Here is an 18,635-nt window from a genome sequence, read left to right as displayed (position 1 = left end):
CAATTTTTGTAGTAAAAAGAATCAATAATATGATATTGAAACAGCTTTATTCATCAAATGATTTCAAGAAAAGAGGTCACGAGCTTATCGATTTATTGGCAAATCATATTCAAGACACTACATCAGGAACTAATCCAAAAACCATCAGTTGGAACGAGCCTGATAAAGAACTTAGTTTTTGGGAAGACTTTCTTGAAAATGGAAAAGAACAAGACTTTTTTGAAGAAATTCTGAATAGAACCACTCACATTCATCATCCAAAATACATAGGGCACCAGGTGGCTCCTACAGTTCCGATTACTGCTTTGACCGGAATGATAAGTTCATTGCTAAACAATGGCATGGCAGTATATGAAATGGGCATGTCCTCCAATGCAATTGAGCGTATTGTTACCGAAAAACTTTGTGAGAAAATTGGCTATGACCAAGATTCAGGTGGTTTTTTAACTTCTGGTGGCACCTTGGCTAATCTTACTGCTTTGCTTTCGGCCAGAAAAGCAAAAATCGCACATGATGTATGGCAAGATGGGTCTACTGAACCTTTGGGCGTAATGGTTTGTGAGGAAGCACATTATTGTATCGATAGAGCCGCTAAGATTATGGGATTGGGAGAAAAAGGAATCATAAAAGTGCCCGCTGGTGAAAATTTCGCAATGGATACTGACAAAATGGAAGTGTGTTACCAAAAAGCCCAGTCAGAGGGAATCAACGTTTTTGCCATAGTTGGTAGCGCTCCTTCCACAGCTACTGGAGCTCATGATAATTTGGAAAACATTCAAGAATTTGCACAGAAAAACAATCTTTGGTTTCATGTTGATGGTGCTCATGGAGGCGCTGCGATATTTTCCGAAAAATACAAAGGATTATTAAAGGGTATTGAAGAAGCAGACTCTGTTGTCATAGATGGTCACAAAATGTTATTAATGCCTGCCATCACCACTGCCCTATTATTTAAAGAAAAGAATCATTCCAGACATACTTTTAGTCTTAAAGCGGATTATCTTATGGATGCGCCAGAGGAGGATGAGTGGTTCAACAGTGGTAAAAGAACCTTTGAATGCACTAAAAACATGATGGCCATGCATTGGTACATCATATTAAAGGTATATGGAGAAAAAGTATTTGATGATTTTATAACCCGTCAGTACGATTTGGCAAAGGATTTTGCAAAAATGATTTCTGACAAACCATATTTTGAACTAGCAACCTCACCTATGTCCAATATCCTCTGTTTTAGATATGTTGACGACAAGCTATCCCTAAATGAAATGAATACCCTCAATCAATCTATTAGACGAGAACTATTGGAAGATGGTGAGTTTTATCTAGTACAAACCAAATTAAATGGAAAGCATTATTTGCGTACCACTTTGATGAACCCTTTTACTTCAATAGAACATTTGCAACTGCTTTTAGAAAAAATCAAAAACAGCGCGCAAAAGTTATTGACCCAACATATTAGCTGATAGATTCTAAAATCTTTTCCTCACTTTTCTTTCTAGAAAAATTGATAGCGCACTCAATTAGTGCTAAATGTGAGTATGCCTGCGGGAAATTACCAAGCAATCGTTTTGTTTTAAAATCAATGTCCTCGCTAAAGAGTCCTAAATGGTTACTGTAACTGAGCAGGCGTTCAAAATGTGCCAGTGCTTTTTCCTCTTCGCCTATTTTGAATAGACTGTTGATGAACCAGAATGTACAGATAGTAAAAGACGATGATGGCAATCCAAAATCATCTTCATTTTTGTAACGATAGAGCAATCCATCATTACTCAAATCTTCTTCAATTGCCTTTACAGTACTTACAAATTTTGGATCTTTCGCATGAATAAAACCATAGGATTCCATCAACAAAACAGAAGCATCCAAATGACTGGAGCCATAAGACTGAACAAAAGCATTTACATCACTGTTCCATGCATTTTCATGGATATCTTCTTTCATTTCTTGTTCTAAGGCGGTCCATTTCTCAATTTTTCTGTCTTTCCCAAAAATCTTTGCCACCTTAATGGCCCTATCCATAGCTACCCAACATAATACTTTTGAAAAAGTAAAATGTCTGTCTTCCCCTCTAAATTCCCAGATTCCCTTATCCGGTTCTCTCCAGTGTTTGCTAACTATCCAAACAATACCTTTGGTAATACTCCAAAGTTCTTCCCCGTTTTCAATATCATTACTAAACTTCGCCAACTGTTCATAAATAACATCCATTAAAATACCATAGATATCATTTTGTTTTTGTTTATAAGCAGCGTTTCCGATACGAACCGGTTTGGAACCTTTATATCCATCTAGGTGATCCAAGGTATTTTCAGTTAGGTTCTTTTCTTTATTAATGCCATACATGATTTGGAGTTTTTCATCCTTGTCTGGCATTAAATCAATAATGAATTGTAGATACCTTCTAGCAGAATTTTTGTGACCAAGCTCAGAAACTACTTTGATTACCATGGAAGCATCCCTGATCCAACAGAATCTGTAATCCCAATTGCGTACTTCGCCAATGGTTTCTGGTAAAGATGTGGTAGCTGCAGCCAGTACCGCTCCCGTTTTATCATATGTAAGCATCTTCAGCGTAATGGCACTCCTAATAATTTCTTTGTTGAACTGCTTATAATTAGGGGTCCTATCTGCCCAGTCAAGCCAGTATATTTTGGTACGCTCCAGCTCTAAAGACATTTTCTCCGTTGTTGGCTTTAAAATCTTTTCATTGTAACAAATCAAAAAATACCCATCTTCTTTTAGGGTTATTTCTTCACCACTCAAGACTTTATTCTTATCAAAGGATGTGTACAGAAAAAGTGTGTCGAATTTTTTCTTACTGGTAAGACTTACTATGAAATTTGTCTTTGCATGGTTCGTAGTCTGTCCCTGAGCATACTCCAATTTAGGGTCATAGTGTATATTAAATTTTGGGGCTCCAGAAATATGCTTTATATAGCGTACAATCTCTGGGGGAGCATTATACTTTCCTGTGAGTTTATAATACCTCGGCATAAAATCATGCACCTCAAAGGTATTTTCCCCATCAGAATATCTGGTAACCAGTATTGCAGTGTTTCTATGGTACTCTTGATGTATTTCGTAGTTATATTTTGCATTGATCTCAAAACTTCCTCCATTCTTGTCATCAAGTAGTTTTGCAAAGACTGAGGTAGAGTCAAACTGAGGCAAACAGCACCAGTCCAAAGAACCTGTATTGGAAATTAGAGCAGCGCTTCTACAGTTTCCAATTATTCCGTAATTTAGGTTATCCATAGTAAGGATTTGTGTTTCTGTTGGTTATTGTAGGTTTTTACTTATAATAAATCGAAAAAATAGGAATTTTATTACATTTTTGTCCTAAAATCATCTTTCATGAGTAAAACTATAATTATTTCCAATAGGCTGCCAGTACAATTACAAATAAGTGACGGCGGCCTAACAGCCATACCTAGTGTTGGTGGCTTGGCAACGGGAATGAAATCTGTGCATAGTGGAGGTGAAAGCCTATGGGTTGGCTGGTCCGGACTTACAGATGAAGAAACACCGGCAGCTCTTGAAGATGAGATAGACAAGGCTTTAAAAAAACACGGGTGTGCCAAAGTAAATCTTACTGAAAAAGATATTGAAGGGTTTTATTTTGGGTTTAGCAACAGAACCGTCTGGCCACTATTCCATTATTTTTTGGAATATTCTGAATTTGAACTTGAGTTTTGGGATTCTTATAAGGCGGTTAACCAAAAATTTGCGGACGCTATCATAGAAAAATCTAGTGAAGAAGATACGATTTGGGTTCATGACTACCAATTGATGTTAGTACCACAAATGGTCAAAGAAAAGCGACCCAATACCTCTATAGGTTTCTTTTTGCATATCCCATTTCCGTCATATGAGATTTTTAGAACACTCCCTTGGCGAGAGGAAATTTTGGAAGGATTGCTAGGTTCTGACCTCATCGGTTTTCACACTTATGACTATGAGCGCCATTTTTTGAGCTCAGTAAGAAGATTATTGGGACTGGAAGTTAGCTTCAATGATATCTATTTGGACAACCGCGTTATAAAAGTTGATTCTTTTCCTATGGGAATTGATTATAAAAAGTTTAGGGACGCTGCCATTTCCCATGGAAAAAATACGAAGGAAAAGCGTACTGATTTTCAACAAAAACTTGATAGCCATAAGGCTTCAGCTCCAGATACCAAACTAATTCTGTCCATTGATCGATTGGATTATAGTAAGGGAATTGCTAAAAGAATTAATGCCTTTGAGTACTTTTTAAACAAGTACCCGGAGTATAAAGAAAAAGTGAGATTGATCATCTTGGCGGTTCCTTCACGTTCCAACGTTCCTCAATATAAATTACTTAAAAAGGAGATTGATGAATTAGTAGGTAGAATAAATGGGGAACTCTCCACTGTTAACTGGACTCCTATCTGGTATTTCTATCGTTCCTTACCTTTTGAAAACCTCATCGACCTTTACACTTCTAGTGATATTGCATGGCTGACCCCTTTACGTGATGGCATGAATCTGGTTGCCAAGGAATATGTTGCTACCCGCATAGATAAAACGGGTGTGTTAATTTTAAGTGAGATGGCCGGTTCTGCTTATGAAATGAACGAAGCACTTTTGATTAACCCTAACAATTTTGAGCAACAGGCCGATACTTTGAAGAGTGCTATAAATATGCCGAAAGAAGAACAAATAGCGCGTAATATGTTTCTTCAAAATAGATTAGAACGCTACAACGTTGAAGTATGGGCAAATGAATTTATGAATTCCCTTAACCAGAAAAGAGATGTGATTGATACATTTATCTCTGAAAAAATGTCGGAAAATATTCTTGGAGAGATTGGTGATAAATATTCAAAAGCGAAAAAAAGACTCTTATTCTTAGATTATGATGGAACATTGGTAGGGTTTCACAAAGATCCCCAAAAAGCTTCACCAGATGAAGAACTATACGCTCTTTTGGATAAACTGCACCAACAAGAAAATACAACACTATTCCTTATCAGTGGAAGAGACAAGCAAACCTTCACCCAATGGTTTCTGCCCAAAGGCTACAACATGATTGTGGAACACGGGGTTTGGATTTCAAGAAACAGTGAAGAGTTCAAACTTCTGGAAAAAGTTAAGGGTGATTGGATGGAAAAAATAAAACCTGTCTTAGAATCCTTCGTTGACAGGACGCCCGGTTCTTTTATTGAAGAAAAGAATTATTCCATGGCTTGGCATTATCGAAATACAGATCCAGATTTTGGCGCTAAAAGAGCAACTGAGCTAAATACGGTTTTAACAAGTCTAATTGGCAATGATGACATTAGTGTGCTTAATGGAAACAAGGTAATGGAAGTAAAAAGCAGCAATGTCAATAAAGGTCGAGCTTCAGTTCGTATTTTAGGAGAGGATGATTATGATTTCGTATTCGCCATTGGTGATGACTGGACGGACGAGTTTATGTTCCAAGAGCTTCCAGATACAGCCGTTACCGTTAAAGTTGGGCTTAAGAAAACTCAAGCCAAATATCACGTTGAAAATACCAAACGGGTAAGGGAATTACTAAAAAGATTTATAGAATAATGATGAACAGGTTACTACTAATATGCCTAGGTCTAATTTGTGGATCCATAAATGGTCAAGTAAACACAGATGTTTATCTTTTCGATTTAAAAATTACCAATGGAGATCCAGTATTATCAAATCCAAAGAATATATCGAACAATGAAGGGTATGACAATCAACCTTCATTTTTAAATGATAATACTGTTTTGTTTTCAGCAAACCGTGAAGACCAAACAGATATTTTAAGGTTTAATATATTAGAGGGAAGTACCACGTCTTGGATATCCAATACTCCTACTGGAAGTGAATATTCCCCATTAAAAATTCCTGGCAAAAAAGCTGTTTCTGCCATTCGCTTAGACTTAGATGGATTACAAAGGCTATATGAATATGATATCAATACAGGAAAATCAAAACTTATTCTTAAGGATTTAAAAGTTGGCTACCACATCTGGTATAATGATCATATCCTGGTTACTACTGTATTAGTGGAAAACCGTATGGATCTGGTTGTGGCTAATCTAAAGGATAATACGAATCAAACTTTTCAAAAAAACGTGGGACGTAGTTTATGGAAAATTCCGAACTCCGATTTAATAAGTTATATCAGCAAAGAGAATAAGGTTTGGGAAATAAAATCTCTAAATCCAATTTCTAGAGCAACCAAAAAAATCACCAATACCTTTAAAAAATCTGAAGACATCTGTTGGTTAAATGATAGTACAATTATTGCCGGGACTGGAAAGTCGATTATAAAATTTGATTCCAAATCAGGCGTTGGATGGGAACCGGTTATGTATTTTGAACAAGAAGAAATAAATAATATTTCGCGTATTGCCATAAACAAGTCAGGAAATCGTTTGGCTTTTGTGGCCGAGGAATCGCCAGCTAATATTGTTCAAAAACAACTTGACGCTTATAATGCAAGGGACATTGAGGCCTTTATGGATACGTACTCAAAAAACATAAAGCTTTTCAACTATCCTGACAATCTATTCCTAGAAGGACAGGACAAGATGAAGGAAAGTTATAATTCCTATTTTGAAAATACTCCAGATCTTCATTGCGAATTAAAAAAACGGATAATAATAGGAAACCGAGTTATTGATGAGGAATATATCACTGCAAACGGTATAAATTTTAAAGCAGTAGCCATATATGAAGTACAAAATGGCAGGATTATCAAAGCTACCTTTTTACAATAATTCTTCATGTGAATTTTTCGATCATTTCTTTTTTAGTTTTTCAAGATTCCTATAAGTTGTTTTTGTTACTTTCATAGGATGAATTTTAAACAGGTACAAATCATAAAAAAATGAAAAACATACTCTTTATCAGTTTGCTCTTAGTGATGGTGGTTGGCCAAAGTCAAAACCAAACCGAATTTGATAAATCCTTTGTCTCCATAGGCGTCATCGTTTCGGATTTAGATGCGTCCATGGATTTTTATACTAATGTCATTGGTATGAAAGAGACGGGCGGTTTTAATGTAAATGAAGAGTTTGCAAGAAAGACAGGCCTTACCGGAGGTACTCCTTTTGATGTAAAAATCCTAAAGCTTCAAGACGATCCAAATGCTACAGAATATAAGCTAATGTCTTTTGGAAATGAAAAGAATGCATCTGAAACACATATCCAAGAGCGAAATGGAATGAGATACATTACGCTATTTTACAAATCCACGGATGACGTCCTTAACCGCTTAAAAGCAAATAATATAAAGTTGCTTGGAGAAACACCGATCATACTTGCGGATGGCAGAAGCTTTATCTTAGTGCAGGATCCCGACGGTACTTTTATTGAACTTATTGGTAATTAAATTTTAAAAATGAGGAAACTTTACACATTTCTAGTAGCATTATTTAGCATTTCAGCTCTTCTTGCCCAAACTGATACTCGCTTGTATGATATTGTCAATGCCGTTTCAGCTGAGCGCATTGAAAAAGATGTAACCACATTGGTTAATTTTGGTACTAGACATACCCTGAGCGATACCATTTCCCAAACAACAGGTATTGGAGCGGCCAGACGTTGGATAAAATCCGAATTTGAGAAGACTTCTGCGGATTGTAATAATTGTTTGAATGTTTTTTATCAAAAAGATTTGGTAAAAAAAGGAGACGGCCAGCGCATTGTAAAAGATGTCTGGGTAGTAAATGTAGTTGCCGTTCAAAAGGGAACAAAATACCCAAACCGCTTTATTATTATGAGCGGAGATATTGATTCTAGGGTGAGTGATCCAAATAATTTTACTTCAAAATCTCCTGGGGCCAATGATAATGCCAGCGGCATGGCTGGAACCATTGAAGCTGCCAGGGTGTTATCCAAATATCAATTTGAAAGTAGTATCATTTATGTAGGGCTATCTGGAGAAGAACAAGGCCTATTTGGAGGAAAAGGATTGGCCGCCTATGCCAAAGAACAAGGTTGGGATATTGTTGGAATCATCAATAATGATATGATTGGTAACATAAGCGGAGTTGACGGTGTTGTCAGCAATAGGGATTTTAGAATTTTTTCGGAACCCGTGCCACCAACAGAAACTGAAGATCAAAGAAGGGCACGCCGATTTTACGGCGGAGAAGTGGATGGAATCTCTCGTCAATTGGCTAGGTATATCCATAAAACCACCAAGACCTATATGCCAGAAATGAATCCGATGATGATCTACCGTCTAGATCGCTTTGGAAGAGGAGGTCATCATAGACCTTTTAACGATGCTGGTTTTGCAGGTGTTAGAATTATGGAAGCCCATGAAAACTATACTCAGCAGCATCAAGATATTAGGGTGGAAAATGGAATTGCTTATGGCGATGTGTTGGAGCACGTAAATTTTGGATATGCTAAAAAATTGACTGCTGTTAATGCCATTAACTTAGCTTCAATTGCTTGGGCTCCCCCTGCTCCAACTACAGTTGAAATTGGTGGCATTGTAGAACCCTCAGCCAAACTAAAATGGAATAAGGTTGATGGAGCTGTAGGGTATAAAATTTATTGGAGAGATACCACCTCACCCACTTGGGATAGTTATAAATATGTTGGTGATGTTACCGAACACACCCTGGAAGGTATTGTTATTGACAATTTCTTTTTTGGTGTTGCAGCTGTTGGAAAAGATGATCATGAAAGTTTGGTAGTATTTCCTAATAAGATTTTTAGATAAATCATATCTCTATATTCATGAAACAAAACACTCTGCTTATTCTGCTTGTTTTAGGTATGTCTTTCAGCATAAATGGCCAAAACTTTACTAAACAAGATACATTAAGGGGTAGCATTACCCCAGAACGCGCTTGGTGGGACTTAAATTATTACAACCTGAACATCAAAGTTCAACCAGAAAATGAATCCATCTCGGGTTACAACATCATTAGGTATAAAGTTTTGGAAGAGTCAGATGTCATTCAAATCGATTTACAAAAACCCCTGAAAATAATAGCCGTGTCTCAAGACAATGAAGACCTAAATTATACTTCTTATGGTCCGGCACATTTTATCCATTTAAAGAAAAAACAAGTCCCGGGAGAGTTCAACGAATTATATGTGCAATATTCCGGAAAACCAAGAAAGGCAAAAAGAGCACCATGGGACGGGGGCTTCTCTTGGAAAAAGGACAACAATGGAAATCCTTTTGTGGCTACATCTTGTCAAGGTCTGGGAGCAAGTGCATGGTGGCCCAACAAAGACCATATGTATGATGAGGTGGATAGCATGCGTATTGCTATTGATGTTCCGAAGGATTTAGTAGCAGTGGCAAACGGAAGGTTAAGGGAAGAATACCTTTATGACTTTGGTGGGTACAAGCTGTACGATTGGTTTGTATCCAATCCAATAAATAATTACGGCGTAAATGTGAACATTGGGGACTACGTTCACTTTGGTGAGAAGTATGAAGGGGAAAAAGGCACATTGGATGTAGATTATTATGTTTTACGTGATAATTTGGATAAGGCCAAAGAGCAGTTTAAACAAGCTCCCATGATGTTGGAAGCTTTTGAGCATTGGTTTGGCCCCTACCCTTTTTATGAAGACAGTTTTAAATTGGTAGAAGTCCCATATTTAGGAATGGAACACCAAAGTTCAGTTACCTATGGAAATCAATATCAAAATGGATATTTAGGTAGGGATTTGTCCAGTACCGGTTGGGGGTTAAAGTTTGATTTTATCATTATCCATGAAGGAGGTCATGAGTGGTTTGCCAACAATATAACATACAAAGATGTTGCGGATATGTGGATTCATGAAGGGTTTACTGCCTATTCTGAAAATCTGTATTTAGATTATCATTACGGGACCAAAGCGGCATCCGAATACGTTATAGGAACAAGAGCCAACATTCAAAATGACATCCCTATCATAGGCACTTACAATGTCAACAAAAAAGGCTCTGGCGATATGTATTACAAAGGAGCTAATATGTTGCACACTTTACGGCAACTCATTGAAGACGATACATTGTGGAGGGAAATTCTAAGGGGGTTAAATGCTGAATTCTATCACCAAACAGTAACCACCGAGCAGATTGAAAACTATATCAGCGAAAAAACAAAAAAAGACTTGTCCGCCTTCTTCAATCAGTATTTGAGAACAACCATGATTCCAAAATTGGAATACAAACTGGAAGAAAAGTCCATTACACACCGCTATGTGGACACCGTAGAAGATTTTGACATGCCCATCAGGGTTTTTACGGATGGTAAGGAACAGTGGCTGTTTCCCAGTAAAGAATGGAAAACTGAGACATTGCAAAGCAGTGAACTGGTTTTTGACAATAATTTTTACATCCTGCATCAGAAAATTTAATTTCAATGCTAGTATGAAAATCTACTTTCCACAATGGCAAGGCGCTGGATTAGGTAAGAACATAGAATCAGGTGCTTTCGCTGTGTTGGAATATTTGAAAGATCTAGATTTTGTTCAAATACCCCTATCCCACATTTCGGCAGGAGAAAATGGAGTACAAAAATTCCAAATAAATAATTACGATGCCATCTATGAACAGTTGCAGCGATTCAAACAGTTTCTAGAGACAGAAAAACCCAACACCACTGCTACTATTGGTGGAGATTGTGGCCTTGAAATTGTGCCCGTATCCTACCTTAACGCTAAATATCCCGATCTGGGTGTTATATGGTTTGATGCCCATGCAGATATCAATAAACCATGTGATTCGGCAAGTTGCAATTTTCATGGCATGCCATTGAGAACACTTTTGGGAGAAGGAGAATCCAACATGGACAATTTAATGTTTAGTACCATAAATAGCTCTCAAATTCATTATGTGGGGTTACGTGACATTGATGAGGCGGAAAAAATAAGATTGGATAGTGGAAGTATCTATAACCCAAAAAAGCTGAATATTCCAGAGCTAATTTCAACATTGCAATCCAAAAGCATTGAGAATCTCTATTTACATTTTGATTTTGATTGCTTGGAACCCGCAGATTATGACAAGACCTATTATCAAGTTCCTAATGGTCTAATGATAAAAGATGCAGAAGAATGCATTTCAGAATTAAAAAGAAATTTTAATGTGGTTGGAACAAGTGTTTTGGAATCTATCACTGCAAACCTTGAAGAATTACGCCCCATTGAAAAAATCATAAACGTATTGATGAAATGAAGACATTTATAACTTTCAGCATCGCATTGCTTCTTTTGCTAAGTTGTGAAGAGCAAGCCCAGAAACCGTTAAAAAATGAGGTATTAATACTTGGTACCATTCACAGTGGACATTTAACTGATAGTGTTTATAACCTTCCGTACTTAAGGAAGTTAATTAAAGAAATTAATCCCGATTTTATCTTGGCAGAAATTCCGCCAGATAGGTTTCAAGCTGCTGTTGAAGGCTTTAAAAGGGATGATAGTATTTCAGAACCAAGAGTAATGCGTTTTCCAGAATATGTGGATGTCATTTTTCCATTGACAAAGGAAATGGATTTTGAGATTATCCCAACTGCTGGTTGGACAAAGCCCATGGCTGATGAAAGAAGTGCAAAACTGCGCGCCATTAGTCAAGATTCCACAAGAAAATCAGATTGGACTGCCTATATTGAAGCCAATAACCGTTCAGATTCTGTCTACAAAGCGACTGGAAAAGTAAACGACCCCCATTTCATACATACGGATACTTATGATAGTATTCAAGATATTTCGCTGCAGGTCTACAATAAGCTTTTTAATATAGAATTGGGTCTTGGCGGCTGGGACAACATCAATATTGCGCATTACTGGAATATTGAAAAAGCATTGGAAAAACACCGCTATTCTGGTAAACGCTTTTTAATCACCTATGGTGCCGGACACAAAAGTTGGTTTATACGGGAGTTGAGAAAAAGAGATGATATCGACCTTATTAAAATGGAACCTTTTCTAAAGGCCATTGAAAAAGAATAATCAAAAATTAAGATAATAGAACTTTTAATACCTTAATACAAATACTTATGAAGGTAAAAGTAGCGCTCATACAGGAAAGTCCTGTTTTCTTTGATAAACAGAAAACCTTTGAAAAACTAGCTGATTTAACTAAAAAACATGCGGCGCAGGGCTGTAATTTAATTGTCTTTCCAGAATCTTTTGTCCCAGGGTATCCAAGAGGCTTCACTTTTGGAGCAACCGTAGGAAGTCGTTCTATGGAGGGAAAACAATTGTACGCCAAGTATTATGAAAACAGTGTTTGTTTGGATGGGGATGATCTTGAATTTTTAGAAGAACTTTCTAAGTCACAAAATGTATATCTAGTAGTTGGAATAACCGAAAGACTAAAAGTCAACGGAAGTCTATATTGTTCCATGGCATACATTTCACCTTCTACCGGATTATTGGGTGTACATCGAAAAATTAAACCCACTGGCACCGAACGAATTGTTTGGGCAGAAGCTTCAGGAGAATCTTTAGTGAGTTTTGATACTAAGATTGGAAAAATGGGAGGCCTTATCTGTTGGGAAAACTATATGCCTATGGCAAGAATGGCCATGTACCAAAAAGGAGTGGAAATCTATATTGCCCCGACAGCTGACTCAAGAGAGGAATGGATATCAACCATGCAACACATTGCTTTAGAAGGTAGGTGTTTTGTTTTAGGCTGTAATCAATTCTACACGAAATCTATGTATCCTACTGAATACCAACATTTAGTAGAAAACGAAAAAGAGGATATATGCCCTGGAGGAAGCATTATCGTGTCCCCCTTAGGAAAAATTATTGCTGGACCTCTCTTTGGTGAAGCAGGTGCACTGGTGGCAGAGTTAGATCTTAAAGATGTAACTGTGAGTAAATTAGATTTTGATGTTATTGGGCACTATGCAAGAAATGACATTTTTAATCTAAACGTAACTGGACAACCAGACATGATAACAGAAAAGGAATAGTCATGAAAGCATTGGTTTATGAAATTTTTCAAGGGAATTTGGAACTTAAAAATGTTGAAGACCCTACTCCTTTAGACCATAGTGTTGTACTAAAAACAGCCGCAACGGGTATTTGCCGTAGCGATTGGCATGGTTGGATGGGACACGACCCTGATATTATTTTGCCGCATGTTCCTGGCCATGAACTTTCAGGTACCATTGCCGCTCTTGGTAGAGATGTAAAAAACTTCAACATTGGGGATAGAGTAACAGTTCCCTTTGTTTGTGGTTGTGGTTCATGTGAACAGTGCAATTCAGGTAACCATCAAGTCTGTGACCGCCAATCACAACCAGGTTTTACACATTGGGGTTCTTTTGCAGAGTATGTTCGTATAGATCAAGCGAACACCAATTTAGTTAGGCTTCCTGAAGAAATAGATGACATAACTGCTGCCTCACTGGGATGTCGTTTTATTACGGCATTTAGGGCTGTAGTGGCCCAAGGAAAAATACTTGAAGGACAATCCATCGCAATTCATGGCTGTGGTGGTGTAGGACTTTCTGCCATTATGATAGCCAATGCCTTTGGTGCAAAGATCATTGCTATAGATATCAATGAAGACACCTTAAAACTAGCTAGAAAATTAGGTGCTTCAAAAACCATAAATGCTTCTATATCATCTGACGTTATTGAAGAAGTACTTTCACTAACAAATGGTGGGGTTAACGTATCTTTAGATGCCTTAGGTAGCAGAATCACTTGTCAAAATTCAATAGGTAGTCTTAGAAAACGAGGAAAACACATTCAGGTGGGGTTAATGACCGGTGACCATCAACATCCAAAAATACCTATGGACAAAGTACTTGCCAATGAACTTGAAATTATTGGAAGCCACGGGATGCAAGCACACAAATACCCCGAAATGATGGCACTGATCAAAGAAGGGAAATTAAAACCTCAAAAATTAGTAGAGCAAACAATCCCTTTAGCACAAGCAGCTAAGGTTTTAACCGAGATGAATCAGTTTACAAACAAAGGAATGACTATTATCAATTCCTTTAACTAGAGCATGAAGGAAGCCATAGAGATATACTTTAAAAACGATAAAGAATGGCGTGTTTGGTTACATGAAAACCATCAAGCATCAAACGGTGTACATGTAATCATGTACAAGATTGAACATGAAATGCCAAGTATGCGTTGGGAAGAAGCGGTAAGAGTTGCTCTCTGTTACGGCTGGATAGACAGCACGGTGAAAAGTTTAGGCGATGGTAAGCGCAGACAGTATTTCTGTCCAAGAAAACCCAAAAGTGTCTGGAGTAGGGTAAATAAGAATCATTTAGAAGAATTAATAGCTTCTGATTTAATGCATGAAAGTGGATTTAAAGTTATTGAAATCGCTAAAAAAAATGGTTCATGGACCGCTTTGGATGACGTGGAAAACGAAATAATTCCTGAGGATTTAAAGGCTTCATTTAACAAAAACCCTAGGGCTTTAGAAAACTTCCAAAACTTTACGCGTGGACAGCGAAAAAGCTATCTATACTGGTTGAATCAAGCAAAAAGAGAAGAAACGAGACAAAAAAGAATAACGGAAATTGTAACGCTTTGTAACAATAACATTAAAACCAGAAACCCCGGAAGCAGATGAGAAATAGTATAAAAATAAGCACCTACACCCTACTCGCTCTGCTGTTATTGACAGGATGTCAAAACAAAAAAGCAAAGCAGCTAGTGGATATGGTTATCGCAAACGCAAGTGTAATACATCTGGAAACAGGCAAAATAGAAATTCAAGATATTTACATTAACGGCGGACGAATAAGCGCACTTGCAACCGCTGGTTCTGAAACAAATTATAATGCAGAAACCACTGTGGATGCCTCTGGAAAGTATGTGTTGCCTGGTTTTTGGGACAATCACACCCATTTACGTGGCGGGGATTCTCTTATTGCAAATAACAAGAACTTTTTAAACCTTTTTATTGCCAATGGCATTACTACCATTAGGGATGCTGGCGGCGACCTTACCTCTTCTGTCATGGAGTGGAAGCAAGAAATTGCTGATGGAAACCTAGTTGGTCCTACAATATTCACTTCAGGACCAAAAATAGATGGCCCTGGTGCTACATGGGCGGGCTCTTTAGAAGTAGAAAATGAACATGATATTACTGCAGCTTTAGATTCCTTAGAAAAACTAAATGTGGATTTTGTGAAGTTGTATGATAGTAGAATTTCGGGAGAAGACTATCTACAAACCATAAAAGAAGCTGAAGCTAGAAAATTGATTACATCTGGACATATGCCCTTTACCGTGACACTCGATGAAACTGTAGATGCAGGAATAGATGCCATAGAACATCTATATTATATCATGAAAGGATGTGCTAGTAATGAAGTAAAAATTACCCAGAAACTAAAAAATAAAGAAATTGGATTTTGGCAAGCAATGCCTGCTCTTATGGACAATTATGCCGATAGTACAGCTCAAAACACGTTTCAAAAACTTAAAGAACAAAATGTCTTTGTGGTACCTACACTGCACATTGGCAAGACTTTAAGCTATTTGGATGAAGTTGATCATAGCAATGATGTCTACCTAAAATATATGGGGGAAGGAATCATCAAAACCTATAAAGGACGGATAGACCGGGCATTAAATGCAACAGAAAAAACCAGAACAGACCGAAAAGAGTTGGACACCTTTTTTGGGCAACTGTCTAAATCATTAAATGATGCAGGAGTAAGCCTTTTGGCTGGGTCAGATAGTGGAGCCTACAATTCATACACCTATCCTGGGGTTTCTTTGCACGAAGAACTCAAAGTTATGGTTGAAAATGGAATTCCTCCCTTGGAAGCCCTGCGAACATCTGCCCCAAACGGATCAAAATTCTTAGGAAAGAGTGCCAATTCTGGAAGCATCGCCGAAGGCAAAGTGGCTGATCTTGTTCTTTTAGATGCTAATCCACTGGAAGCAATTGAAAACACAAAAAAAATACATGCCGTACTTAAAGGAAATATGCTTTTCACCAAAGATCAGCTTACAGCACTTTTGAATACATCAGAAATCAATTAAAAATCAGAACTATGTTTAAAAAAATCACTCTTTTCTTAGTTGTATGTACACTAGTTAGTTCATGCCAGGAAAAACAAAAAACAGAAGAGATAAGCCCTACCCTTATTCTTATTTCTAAGGCGAATATTGTTGATGTACAAACAGGAGAAATCAAAACTGGTCAAAATATTTTTATAGACTCAGGAAGGATAAAGCAAATAAATGCAACAGCAATAGAAGACATATCAAAATACAAAACGGTCATCAATGCAGAAGGTAAGTATATCATTCCGGGGATGACGGAAATGCATGCACACATTCCCCAACCGCCTACTTCAAAAGAACGCTTGGAAGATGTACTGTTCTTGTATTTGGCCAACGGCGTCACTACAATACGAGGAATGCTTGGGCACCCAGACCATTTGGTTCTTAGGGGGCAAGTACAGCGTGGAGAGGTTTTAGGGCCGCGAATCTTTACATCGAGCCCTTCCCTCAATGGAAATTCGGTAAAAACGGTAGAAGAAGCCACTGAAAAAGTAACGGCTTACAAAAAGGAAGGCTATGATTTTCTAAAGATACATCCCGGTATTCAACGCAATGTATTTGATCAAGTCGTAAAAACAGCGAATGAAGTAGGAATCCCATTTGCAGGGCATGTTCCAGTGGATGTCGGTATCCGTCATGCGTTGAAGAGCAAATATGCAACTATTGATCATGTTGATGGTTTTTTGGAAGGGCTTGTGCCAGAATCCGAAAATGTGGATCCAACCGCCAATGGCTTTTTTGGCTACAACTTTACTCCCTTGGCAGATACCTCAAAAATTGACGAATTGGTACAACTATCAAAAGACAATAAGGTGTGGATAGTTCCTACGCAAAGTTTGTTTGAACGATGGTTTTCACCAGTAAACGTAGATTCACTATTGGCAGAACCAGAAATGAAATATATGCCCAAATCTACTTTGGAAAATTGGAGACGGGTCAAAATACAGTCTTTGGAAAGTTCTGATTTCAACACAGCACAATGGGAGCAATTTGACGCTATCCGAAAAAATCTTATTAAAAAACTTCAAGACAACGGTCATGGAGTCCTTTTAGGGTCAGATGCCCCACAATTGTTCAATGTCCCTGGGTTTTCCATACAACATGAAATGCAGGGAATGGCAGCCGCAGGAATGAAACCTTTGGAAATTCTACAGTCAGCGACCATCAATCCAGCTACTTTTTTCGACATGGAAAGCACTTTTGGAGAAATAAAAGAGGGTATTGATGCTGATTTGGTACTACTCTCCAAAAACCCAATGGATGATCTTAAAAACTACACAGATGTTTCTGGGGTCATGGTTCGCGGAACCTGGTTATCTAACATCGACATTGAAGAAAGATTAAAAGAAATTGCTGAGAATGCAGCTAAAAATTAAACCATATGAGAACTACCTTTCTTATTCTTTTTTTCCTTGTATTGGCACCTGCCAAAGCACAATTGTTACTAATTCCTGACCAAGTTTTTGATGGGGAGACATTGCATTCAAATTGGGTGGTTCTGGTAACCGATAATCGTATCACCTTTGCTGGCCCAGTAGTCGATTTAAAAAATTCCGGTTCATATAAAAAAAAGGAACTTAAGGGAATGACCTTAATGCCTGGAATCATTGAAGGACATTCCCATTTATTATTACATCCTTATAACGAAACCGAATGGAACGATCAGGTTTTGAAGGAATCACCAGTAGAAAGAGCCGTAAGAGGGGTGGTCCATGCAAAAAAGTCTTTGATGGCTGGTATTACTACCATGCGAGATTTAGGTGCTGAGGGTGCTGGTTATACAGATGTTTATTTAAAAAAGACTATTGAAGATGGTATAATTCCCGGGCCGCGTTTGTTAGTCGCTGGTCCTGCAATTGTAGCCACAGGAGCTTATGGCCCAAAAGGATTTCATGATGGGGTAACCGTTCCATTGGGAGCAGAACCAGTAAGTGGCAAAGCGGAAGCTATTAAAGAAGTTCGGACACAGTTGGGTAAAGGTGCAAACTTCATAAAAATATATGCAGATTATCGTTGGGGAAAAGATGAGCCCTCTCAACCTACCTTTTTACAGGAAGAAATAGATGCAATGGTAGCCACCGCCACAAGTGCAGGACGCTATGTTGTAGCCCATGCCGGTACACCAGAAGGGATGCGCCGCGCCATTTTAGGAGGAGTAGAAACCATAGAACATGGTGATGGGGGCACAATGGAAATCTTTAAAATGATGAAGGAAAAAGGAGTTGGCCTATGCCCTACCCTTGCAGCTGGCGATGCTATTGAGCGTTACAAAGGCTGGAAAAAGGGAAAAGAACCAGATACCGACCGAATTGTTAAGAAGAAAAAGTCATTTAAAATGGCATTGGAATCTGGAGTAGATATTGTTTTTGGCGGTGATGTTGGGGTATATTCCCATGGAGAAAATTATCGGGAACTGGAACTTATGGTTGAATATGGTATGCAACCCATAAAAGTATTGCAATCAGCCACTTCTGTCAACGCCCATATTTTTCATTTAAATGAACTGGGACGAATAAAGGAGGGTTTTCTTGCTGATATCATTGCTGTGGAAGGCAATCCAGTTAAAGACATTAAAAAAATGCGCGAGGTTACTTTTGTGATGAAAGATGGGTTAATCTACAGCAATTAGCATATTTATG

General features: G+C 37.9%; 15 protein-coding genes. 14 read left to right on the top strand and 1 reads right to left on the bottom strand.

All coding sequences use genetic code 11. The annotated features are described in order from the left end of the window. The first annotated feature begins 29 nt into the window (after nt 1–29). On the top strand, nt 30–1,466 hold the full coding sequence (locus tag SJY44_RS09665) for a pyridoxal phosphate-dependent decarboxylase family protein (RefSeq protein WP_396589556.1): 1,437 nt from the start codon (nt 30–32) through the stop codon (nt 1,464–1,466). Here the strand turns inward: SJY44_RS09665 and SJY44_RS09660 are convergent. After that, nucleotides 1,459–3,258 (bottom strand): glycoside hydrolase family 15 protein, encoded by a 1,800-nt coding sequence (locus tag SJY44_RS09660; RefSeq protein WP_396589555.1) that lies wholly within the window; start codon nt 3,256–3,258, stop codon nt 1,459–1,461. The two genes, SJY44_RS09665 and SJY44_RS09660, sit on opposite strands and share 8 nt — an antisense overlap. Nucleotides 3,259–3,357: 99 nt before the next feature. Here SJY44_RS09660 and SJY44_RS09655 point away from each other — a divergent pair, with 99 nt between their 5' ends. The 13 genes from SJY44_RS09655 (at nt 3,358) to SJY44_RS09595 (ending at nt 18,625) form a co-directional block, all read left to right on the top strand. After that, complete coding sequence (locus SJY44_RS09655) at nt 3,358–5,565, top strand: bifunctional alpha,alpha-trehalose-phosphate synthase (UDP-forming)/trehalose-phosphatase (RefSeq protein WP_396589554.1); 2,208 nt, start codon at nt 3,358–3,360, stop codon at nt 5,563–5,565. 2 nt (nt 5,566–5,567) lie between these two features. Continuing rightward, entirely contained in the window at nt 5,568–6,752 is a 1,185-nt protein-coding gene (locus SJY44_RS09650; RefSeq protein WP_396589553.1) for a nuclear transport factor 2 family protein, read from the top strand. 110 nt (nt 6,753–6,862) lie between these two features. Beyond that, complete coding sequence (locus SJY44_RS09645) at nt 6,863–7,366, top strand: VOC family protein (protein ID WP_396589552.1); 504 nt, start codon at nt 6,863–6,865, stop codon at nt 7,364–7,366. A 9-nt stretch (nt 7,367–7,375) separates the two neighbouring features. After that, the gene (locus SJY44_RS09640) at nt 7,376–8,710 is read left to right on the top strand and encodes a M28 family metallopeptidase (RefSeq protein ID WP_396589551.1); all 1,335 of its coding nucleotides are present in this window, start codon (nt 7,376–7,378) and stop codon (nt 8,708–8,710) included. A gap of 17 nt (nt 8,711–8,727) precedes the next feature. Next, the gene (locus SJY44_RS09635; protein ID WP_396589550.1) at nt 8,728–10,350 is read left to right on the top strand and encodes a M1 family metallopeptidase; all 1,623 of its coding nucleotides are present in this window, start codon (nt 8,728–8,730) and stop codon (nt 10,348–10,350) included. Nucleotides 10,351–10,363: 13 nt separating this feature from the next. Next, nucleotides 10,364–11,170: an arginase family protein gene (locus SJY44_RS09630; protein ID WP_396589549.1), complete on the top strand. Its 807-nt coding sequence runs from the start codon at nt 10,364–10,366 to the stop codon at nt 11,168–11,170. After that, complete coding sequence (locus SJY44_RS09625; RefSeq protein ID WP_396589548.1) at nt 11,167–11,943, top strand: hypothetical protein; 777 nt, start codon at nt 11,167–11,169, stop codon at nt 11,941–11,943. The genes SJY44_RS09630 and SJY44_RS09625 overlap by 4 nt, the downstream gene beginning before the upstream one ends. A 47-nt stretch (nt 11,944–11,990) precedes the next feature. Beyond that, nucleotides 11,991–12,917, top strand: a complete 927-nt coding sequence (locus SJY44_RS09620) for a carbon-nitrogen hydrolase family protein (protein ID WP_396589547.1) — start codon at nt 11,991–11,993, stop codon at nt 12,915–12,917. Between the two features lie 2 nt (nt 12,918–12,919). Next, nucleotides 12,920–13,963, top strand: coding sequence for a zinc-dependent alcohol dehydrogenase family protein (locus SJY44_RS09615; protein ID WP_396589546.1), 1,044 nt, complete (start codon nt 12,920–12,922; stop codon nt 13,961–13,963). A 3-nt stretch (nt 13,964–13,966) separates the two neighbouring features. Further along, nucleotides 13,967–14,548, top strand: a complete 582-nt coding sequence (locus SJY44_RS09610; RefSeq protein WP_396589545.1) for a YdeI family protein — start codon at nt 13,967–13,969, stop codon at nt 14,546–14,548. After that, nucleotides 14,545–15,972, top strand: coding sequence for an amidohydrolase family protein (locus SJY44_RS09605; RefSeq protein ID WP_396589544.1), 1,428 nt, complete (start codon nt 14,545–14,547; stop codon nt 15,970–15,972). Before SJY44_RS09610 ends, SJY44_RS09605 begins: the two co-directional genes overlap by 4 nt. Nucleotides 15,973–15,983: 11 nt before the next feature. Continuing rightward, on the top strand, nt 15,984–17,372 hold the full coding sequence (locus SJY44_RS09600; protein WP_396589543.1) for an amidohydrolase family protein: 1,389 nt from the start codon (nt 15,984–15,986) through the stop codon (nt 17,370–17,372). 5 nt (nt 17,373–17,377) lie between these two features. After that, a complete protein-coding gene (locus tag SJY44_RS09595) occupies nt 17,378–18,625 on the top strand; it encodes an amidohydrolase family protein (protein WP_396589542.1) in 1,248 nt (415 codons plus the stop codon). The last annotated feature ends 10 nt before the right edge of the window (nt 18,626–18,635 follow it).

Origin of the sequence: Allomuricauda sp. R78024 (genome assembly GCF_044596045.1) — a bacterium.
Classification (GTDB): Bacteria; Bacteroidota; Bacteroidia; order Flavobacteriales; family Flavobacteriaceae; genus Flagellimonas.
The sequence above is the reverse complement of the archived record's forward strand: the minus strand, read 5'-3'. Positions and strand labels throughout refer to the sequence as shown.

What these genes read in the sequence shown, in the direction of transcription:
- SJY44_RS09665 (WP_396589556.1), top strand. Translation starts at nt 30, where the DNA reads ATGATATTGAAACAGCTTTATTCATCAAATGATTTCAAGAAAAGAGGT.
- SJY44_RS09660 (WP_396589555.1), bottom strand. Translation starts at nt 3,258, where the DNA reads ATGGATAACCTAAATTACGGAATAATTGGAAACTGTAGAAGCGCTGCT.
- SJY44_RS09655 (WP_396589554.1), top strand. Translation starts at nt 3,358, where the DNA reads ATGAGTAAAACTATAATTATTTCCAATAGGCTGCCAGTACAATTACAA.
- SJY44_RS09650 (WP_396589553.1), top strand. Translation starts at nt 5,568, where the DNA reads ATGAACAGGTTACTACTAATATGCCTAGGTCTAATTTGTGGATCCATA.
- SJY44_RS09645 (WP_396589552.1), top strand. Translation starts at nt 6,863, where the DNA reads ATGAAAAACATACTCTTTATCAGTTTGCTCTTAGTGATGGTGGTTGGC.
- SJY44_RS09640 (WP_396589551.1), top strand. Translation starts at nt 7,376, where the DNA reads ATGAGGAAACTTTACACATTTCTAGTAGCATTATTTAGCATTTCAGCT.
- SJY44_RS09635 (WP_396589550.1), top strand. Translation starts at nt 8,728, where the DNA reads ATGAAACAAAACACTCTGCTTATTCTGCTTGTTTTAGGTATGTCTTTC.
- SJY44_RS09630 (WP_396589549.1), top strand. Translation starts at nt 10,364, where the DNA reads ATGAAAATCTACTTTCCACAATGGCAAGGCGCTGGATTAGGTAAGAAC.
- SJY44_RS09625 (WP_396589548.1), top strand. Translation starts at nt 11,167, where the DNA reads ATGAAGACATTTATAACTTTCAGCATCGCATTGCTTCTTTTGCTAAGT.
- SJY44_RS09620 (WP_396589547.1), top strand. Translation starts at nt 11,991, where the DNA reads ATGAAGGTAAAAGTAGCGCTCATACAGGAAAGTCCTGTTTTCTTTGAT.
- SJY44_RS09615 (WP_396589546.1), top strand. Translation starts at nt 12,920, where the DNA reads ATGAAAGCATTGGTTTATGAAATTTTTCAAGGGAATTTGGAACTTAAA.
- SJY44_RS09610 (WP_396589545.1), top strand. Translation starts at nt 13,967, where the DNA reads ATGAAGGAAGCCATAGAGATATACTTTAAAAACGATAAAGAATGGCGT.
- SJY44_RS09605 (WP_396589544.1), top strand. Translation starts at nt 14,545, where the DNA reads ATGAGAAATAGTATAAAAATAAGCACCTACACCCTACTCGCTCTGCTG.
- SJY44_RS09600 (WP_396589543.1), top strand. Translation starts at nt 15,984, where the DNA reads ATGTTTAAAAAAATCACTCTTTTCTTAGTTGTATGTACACTAGTTAGT.
- SJY44_RS09595 (WP_396589542.1), top strand. Translation starts at nt 17,378, where the DNA reads ATGAGAACTACCTTTCTTATTCTTTTTTTCCTTGTATTGGCACCTGCC.